This is a genomic window from Pseudomonas sp. P5_A2_2 (assembly GCF_054177685.1).
Genome location: NZ_JBGCUL010000195.1, coordinates 1 through 6,716, shown reverse-complemented (window position 1 = coordinate 6,716; position 6,716 = coordinate 1). Strand labels below are relative to the sequence as shown.

General features: G+C 61.2%; 5 protein-coding genes. 4 read left to right on the top strand and 1 reads right to left on the bottom strand.

Features of this window, described 5'->3' with window-relative positions:
• Positions 1 to 1,224 (bottom strand): retention module-containing protein (locus tag ACXRVY_RS13675; protein ID WP_458237561.1); only part of this gene is annotated, 1,224 nt, incomplete at its 3' end.
• 118 nt (positions 1,225 to 1,342) lie between these two features.
• Here ACXRVY_RS13675 and ACXRVY_RS13670 point away from each other — a divergent pair.
• From ACXRVY_RS13670 to ACXRVY_RS13655, 4 genes are all read left to right on the top strand, one after another.
• Positions 1,343 to 1,756: a hypothetical protein gene (locus ACXRVY_RS13670; RefSeq protein ID WP_458237560.1), complete on the top strand. Its 414-nt coding sequence runs from the start codon at positions 1,343 to 1,345 to the stop codon at positions 1,754 to 1,756.
• Positions 1,757 to 1,812: 56 nt separating this feature from the next.
• Entirely contained in the window at positions 1,813 to 3,177 is a 1,365-nt protein-coding gene (locus ACXRVY_RS13665) for a TolC family outer membrane protein (protein WP_458237559.1), read from the top strand.
• Between the two features lie 16 nt (positions 3,178 to 3,193).
• The gene (locus ACXRVY_RS13660) at positions 3,194 to 5,353 is read left to right on the top strand and encodes a type I secretion system permease/ATPase (protein WP_223462141.1); all 2,160 of its coding nucleotides are present in this window, start codon (positions 3,194 to 3,196) and stop codon (positions 5,351 to 5,353) included.
• Between the two features lie 9 nt (positions 5,354 to 5,362).
• Positions 5,363 to 6,716, top strand: a 1,354-nt coding sequence (locus ACXRVY_RS13655) for an HlyD family type I secretion periplasmic adaptor subunit (RefSeq protein WP_223462138.1), incomplete at its 3' end; no start/stop codon positions are given.

Sequence of the window (6,716 nt, the reverse complement as noted above, 5' to 3'; positions counted from 1 at the left end):
ATGCAGGGCTATGAAATCCGCATCGCTGGTATTCAACGTGTAGGTGTAGGTGCCGTTGGCATTCAGCACCAAAGTGCCGTAGGTGCCGGTGAAGGTGCCGGGAGTGATGGGGCCGGCGTTTTCCCCGAGCGGCACGCGGTCGGCGCCTTGCACGTCGTTGCTCAGCACGTTGCCGTTGAGGGTCAGCAGGGTTTCCGAGGCGGTGCCATTGTTGTCATCGACCGCTTTGGGCACGTCGTCGATGATGCTGATATCCAGCGTACCGGTAGCGCTGTCGCCATTGCTGTCGATGGCCACCACGGTGACGTGTTCGGCAAGACTATTGGCACCCTCGCCGCTTGCGTGGGATTCGGCACGGTTGAGGGTGTAACTGTAACTGACCACGCCCGTGGCCGGGTCGTAACTGGTGACGGTCAGGGTGCTGCCCAGCGGGGAGGTGRTCGACTGCGGGAAATCTGCCGCCACACCGCCGCTGATCAAGTTGATCCCGCCGATGCTGAAGCTGCTCAGCCCGTCGGGCGCATTGATGGTGAAGGTGCCGCTTCGCGTCAGCGAGTCTGCGTTCCTCGCCGAACCGTCGGCCAGGTTGGCTTCATTGACGGTCCGCTCGCCGTTCTGCTCCGACAGGCCGTCGAAGGTGACCGGATTGTTCGGCACTTGCGGAACCACCGGCGGCACCACCGGAGCATCGGCCGCTACAGCGATGTCCGGATTAGCGTTCAGGCGTTCTTCCGGAAGCTCAGGAATGCCATTGAAACCGGCAGTGGGGAAGCCGATGACCGGGTCGACTCGCCCGCCGACTTCTTCGAGCAGGACGAAACCATGACCACTGCCCTGGACGCCGCCCGGTACACCGGTAGTCGTGGCAGGCCCGGCAGCGGTAGCTTCAGCGGTCTGGGTCGGGTCGTCGCCGACCGCAATGGCTTTTTGCAGCCGTTCGACATCCGTCAGCTGCGCTTCGCTCGGCGTCACCGCCTCAGACGATTCCACATGGGGAATCTGATTGGCGAGCAACTGCGGGGTCATCTGCATGCTGCTGCCGCGCCCGAGGGTCAGTTCCTGGCCATTTTGCAGATGCACCGCCACCGCGCCTTCGGCGCCGGTGCTCAGTTGGTCGCCGGCGAACAACCGGTCCCCCTCGACCAGCGCGCGCCGGGTGCCGTCGCTCGCAACCGCGAACACCTGTCCGATGACCTTACTGACGATACCGATGAGCGTAGCCATGTGCACTTCCTCCGCTGCCAACCGTTATCGGCAGCCTGTTTGTGCGAAGAACGTGCGCATGGCTCGAGCGGGTTGTCTGGCGGATCGTGTTCCAGGTACCGGTTCACGTGAGTAAGCCGTGGCCCCGGCAACGATCTCGCCCAGCCAGTCGCTCACGGCGCTGTTTACGATTTTGGGAAAAACCCTCTGCAATCAATGGCATCGGATCCCTGTTCGCAACAACCTTGCCTGTGAGCAATGCGTAACGATCTTGAACCACTCAAGTGACAAAAAACCGTCGCCACCAGATCGCTCGCGTCCCTCCCCTCCAGCACTTCTTCGCTCTATGTCGATAAGTGGATTGGAACTTTCCTCAAACCCCGACAAGCGCCATAACGCCCATAAAACAAGGGCTTTCGCATTGAACAATGTGCTGGATTTTGCAGGGCGCATAAGTTTTTTTTGGYATACACGTTATGAAAAAAATTTCTTAGCTACGCTCCAGAATGTTCTTAGCTCTTTTGTTAAAGATGTGAAACAACTTTACCTATAAATGTCGTCAAATAATTGGCGACTGATAAGCACCATCAGGAATCAGGGAGATGCAACATGCGCCTATTAGCCCCCCTCTACAGCGCGGTTCTCTTGGCCATGGCCTGCTCGTCCCAGGCTCAGGCCATGACGCTGACCGAGGCAATCCAGAGCACCATCGCGACCCACCCGGAGCTGGCATCACGGGTGGACAGCCGTCTGTCGGCGGATGAGGACGTGAAGGTCGCCAAAGGGGGCTTTTATCCAGCTGTTGATCTGAACGCCGCCTACGGGCGCGCGTACAGCGATAACACCAATACCCGGGCGCTCACCCCCAGTGGGCACAACACCGAAACCTTGAACTACACCCAGTCGGAATTGCGCCTGCGGCAAATGCTCTTCGACGGGTTCAACACCGCCAATGAAGTCCAGCGCACCCAGGGCGTGGTCAACTCACGAGCCTATTACGCTCAAGGTACGGCTCAGGACCTGGCCCTGCGCACCACCGAGGTTTACCTCGAAGTGCTCAAGCGTCGCGAACTGGTGACACTGGCCAAGAACAACCTGCAAGCGCACTTGCGGGTCAACGACCAGATCGGCCTGCGCACCCAGCGCGGCGTGGGCAGCAACGCCGATGCCGACCAGTCCGCGGCTCGCCGGGCACTGGCAGAAAACAACCTCGACACCGCCGAAGTCGATCTGGCTGATGCCGAATCAAACTTCTATGCCGTTGTGGGGCGTATGCCCGATGAACTCGAAACCCCGCCGTCGATTCGCGGCGAAGTCCCCACCTCATTGCCCGAAGCCCAGCAGAGCATGGTGGAAAACAACCCTTACCTGAAATCCGCCCAGGCCGACGTGCAATCGGCCGAAAGCCAGTACGAAGTCGCCAAGTCGCCGTTCTACCCGCGCTTGGATGCCGAGGCCGCCGTGGGCGCGAACAACAACGTGCAGGGTGATGAAGGCCACGACAATGAATGGCGGGTCGGCGTGATCATGAACTACAACCTGTTCCGCGGCGGCAGCGACAAAGCGCGCCTGGCCTCCGACTCGCACAAGATCAACCAGGCCATGGACATCCGTAACAATGCCCTGCGCCAGCTCAATGAGAACATTCACCTGRCCTGGAACGCTATGGTCAATGCCAAGAAACAAACCCCGACCGCCCGTGAATACGCCGACACCAGCAAACGCGTACGCATCGCCTATCAGGATCAGTTCGGCCTCGGTCAACGGACCCTGCTGGACCTGCTCGACAGTGAAAACGAACTCTACAACGCCAACCGTCGCTACACCGAAGTGCGCTACACCGAAGAGTTTTCGATGTACCGAGTCCTGGCGAACATGGGCCAATTGTTGAGCAAACAACGGGTCGTACTGCCCGCCGACGCGATCGCCCAGACCGAAGTGAAAAACGAAGCTCGACTACCTGAAATGAAGTAGTGCCCGGGAGGGTTCAATGACCAGCATGGAACCCGGCAACACCGGTGTCGATCCACGCCTGAGCTTCGATGACCCGCTTCTGGACGGTCTGCTGATCCTTTGCAAACTCCACGGCGCGACGGTCAGTCGCGCCAGCCTGAGTGCCGGGCTGCCCATGGCACACCAACGCCTGAGCCTGGACCTGCTGCCCCGTGCAGCGGCCCGGGCCGGTTTACAGGCGCGCTTGCTGCGCCGTGACCTCAAAGACATCTCCCCGCTCAACCTGCCTGTGCTGCTATTGCTCGACAATGGCCGCACGGCCGTCCTGCGCCGTTATGGCGAGGACGGCAAGGTGCTGATCCTGCCCAGCGAGGCCGACGGCGGCGAACAATGGCTCAGCCCTGAGGAGCTGGCCGAACACTACAGTGGCCAGGCATTGTTTGCCCGGCCACGCCACGAACTCGAAGACTTGCGCTCGCCGCTGGTGCCTCGGGTGCAGGCCTGGTTTCGCGATACGCTGAAGCTGTCGAAATGGCTGTACAGCGATGCGATCCTGGCGAGTTTCCTGATCAACCTGCTGGGGCTGATGGTGCCGCTGTTCGTGATGCAAACCTACGACCGCGTGGTGCCAAACCAGGCTACTTCGACCTTGTGGGTGCTGGCCATCGGTCTGCTGATCGGCACCGCATTCGAGCTGGTGCTGCGGGTCGTGCGCGCGCACTTGCTGGATACCGCCGGCAAGAAAACCGACGTGATCCTGTCGGCCACTCTGTTCGAGCGCATCACCGGCATGGCGATGAAAGCGCGGCCGGCGACCATCGGTGGCTTCGCCCAAAGCATTCATGACTTCCAGGGCCTGCGGGAATTTCTCACCGCCGTGACCCTCACCAGCCTGATCGATCTGCCCTTCTGCCTGCTGATGCTGCTGGTGATCGGCCTGCTCGGTGGCTGGCTGGTGGTGATTCCGACACTGGCGTTCCCCATCACCATCGTCTTCGCCATGGTGATCCAGATACGCCTGCGCGACACCGTACAAAAGAGCCTCAGCCTCGGCGCCGAACGCCAGGCACTGTTGATCGAAACCCTCAGCGGCCTGGAAACCCTCAAGGCCTGCAGCGCCGAAAGCGAACGCCAGCACAAATGGGAAAGCACCCACGGCGCCCTCACCCGCCTCGACAGYCACGCGCGCAACCTCTCGGCCCTGGCTACCAATGGCACGCTGTTCATCCAGCAACTGTCCGGCATGGCGACCATTGTCGCCGGGGTCTACAGCATCATCGCCGGCAACCTCAGCGTCGGTGCCCTGGTGGCCAGCTACATGCTCGGCAGTCGGGTGCTGGCGCCACTGGGACAGATCGCCGGCCTGATCACCCGCTACCAGCAAGCGCAACTGACCATGAAAAGCACCGACGCGCTGATGGGCCTGCCCCAGGAGCGCGACGCCAGACAACGGCCGCTGGAGCGCACCCAACTGCAAGGCGCGCTGGATGTTGTCGGCGTGACCTTCCACTACAACGGCCAGAGTGCTCCTGCCCTGGGCAACATCAGCTTCAGTGTGAAACCCGGCGAGCGCATTGGCATCATCGGCCGCAGCGGCTCAGGCAAAAGCACCCTGGCGCGACTGGTGATGGGCTTCTACGAACCGGATGAAGGCCAGTTACTGCTCGATGGCCTGGACCTGCGACAACTGGACGTCGCCGACCTGCGCCATCAAATCGGTTACGTCGCCCACGACCTGCCGCTGCTGGCTGGCAGCCTGCGCGACAACCTGACCCTCGGCGCGCGCTATATCAGCGACTCACGCATGCTCGAAGTGGCGGAAATGACCGGCGTCACCGAGCTGGCCCGGCAACACCCGCAAGGCTTCGACCGGCCCGTGGGCGAACGCGGGCAATTGCTGTCCGGCGGCCAGCGCCAGGCGGTATTGATGGCCCGGGCCATGTTGCTCGACCCGCCCATCATGCTGCTCGACGAACCCACCAGCGCCATGGACAACAGCAGCGAAGACGTCCTGCGRCAAAAACTCCACGGCTGGGTCCAGGGCAAAACCATCCTGCTGGTGACCCACCGCACCTCGATGCTGAGCCTGGTGGACCGGTTGGTGGTGCTGGACAACGGACGGATCGTCGCCGACGGTCCGAAAGAAGCGGTCATCGATGCACTGCGCAAGGGCCGTGTCGGCTCTGCGGCCGTCTAGGAGTCGTCCATGTCTGCCGATCAGGGATCCCGTGGCTACTTCGACAGCTTCAACAAAAGTGCCGAAACCGAGTTCATGCCGGAAACCGCCGGTGCGTCGTTGCAGGACTCGCCGCGCTGGTCGCGAATTACCGTGTGGCTGGCGGCCGCGCTGCTGATCAGCGCACTGGTCTGGGCCAGATTCGCCGTGTTGCAGGAAGTGACCATGGGCGAAGGCAAGGCGATTCCGTCGAGCAAGGTCCAGGTGATCCAGAACCTGGAGGGCGGTATCGTCACTGAAATTTTCGTCCGTGAAGGACAAATGGTGAACAAGGGCGACACCTTGCTGCGCCTGGATGACACCCGCTACCTGTCGAACAAGGGCGAAAGCGAAGCCGATCGCTATGCCTTGACCGCACAAGTCGAACGGCTTTCGGCCGAAGCCGAAGGCCGGCCGTTCAAACTGTCGGAAGAAGTGATCGCCAAAGCTCCGCAAGTGGCTGAAGACGAGCGCTCGCTGTACGAGCAGCGGCAACGCCGACTGGCCAGCGAACAGCGCACCCTGACCGAGCAACTTCGGCAAAAAACCCAGGAGCTGGCGGAGTTCCGCTCGAAACAGGGGCAGTTCAGCTCCAGTCTGGCGCTGCTGCAACAGGAAATGAACATGTCCACACCGCTGGTGGGCACGGGTGCGGTGTCACCGGTGGAAATCCTGCGCCTCAAACGCAGCGCAGTGGAGATTCGCGGCTCGCTCAACGCCACCACCCTGGCCATTCCCCGGGCCGAATCGGCGATCAACGAGATCAAAAGCAAGATTGACGAATCGGAACAGACCTTCCGTTCCGAAGCCGCCAAAGAGCTGAACGAGAAACGCACCGACCTGTCGAAAATCACGGCATCGAGCATCGCCATCGACGACCGCGTGACCCGTACCACCGTGGTCTCGCCGGTTCACGGCATCATCAAGGTGTTGAAGGTCAACACCATCGGCGGCGTGGTCCAGCCCGGCAGCGACATGGTGGAAATCGTGCCGCTGGAAGACAACCTGCTGATCGAAGCCAAGGTGCGGCCACAGGACGTTGCATTCCTGCATCCGGGCCAGAAAGCCATGGTCAAGTTCAGTGCCTACGACTACACCATTTACGGCGGCCTGAGTGCCAAACTGGAATTGATCGGCGCCGACACCATCACCGACGACAAGGGCAACAGCTTCTATCTGATTCAGGTGCGCACTGACAAAAACCATTTGGGTGGGGACGTGAAACCGCTACTGATCATCCCGGGGATGGTGGCGACGGTGGACATCATTACCGGGGAGAAAACGGTGCTCGATTACTTGCTTAAACCGGTGTTGAAGGCGCGGACCGAGGCGATGCGGGAAAGGT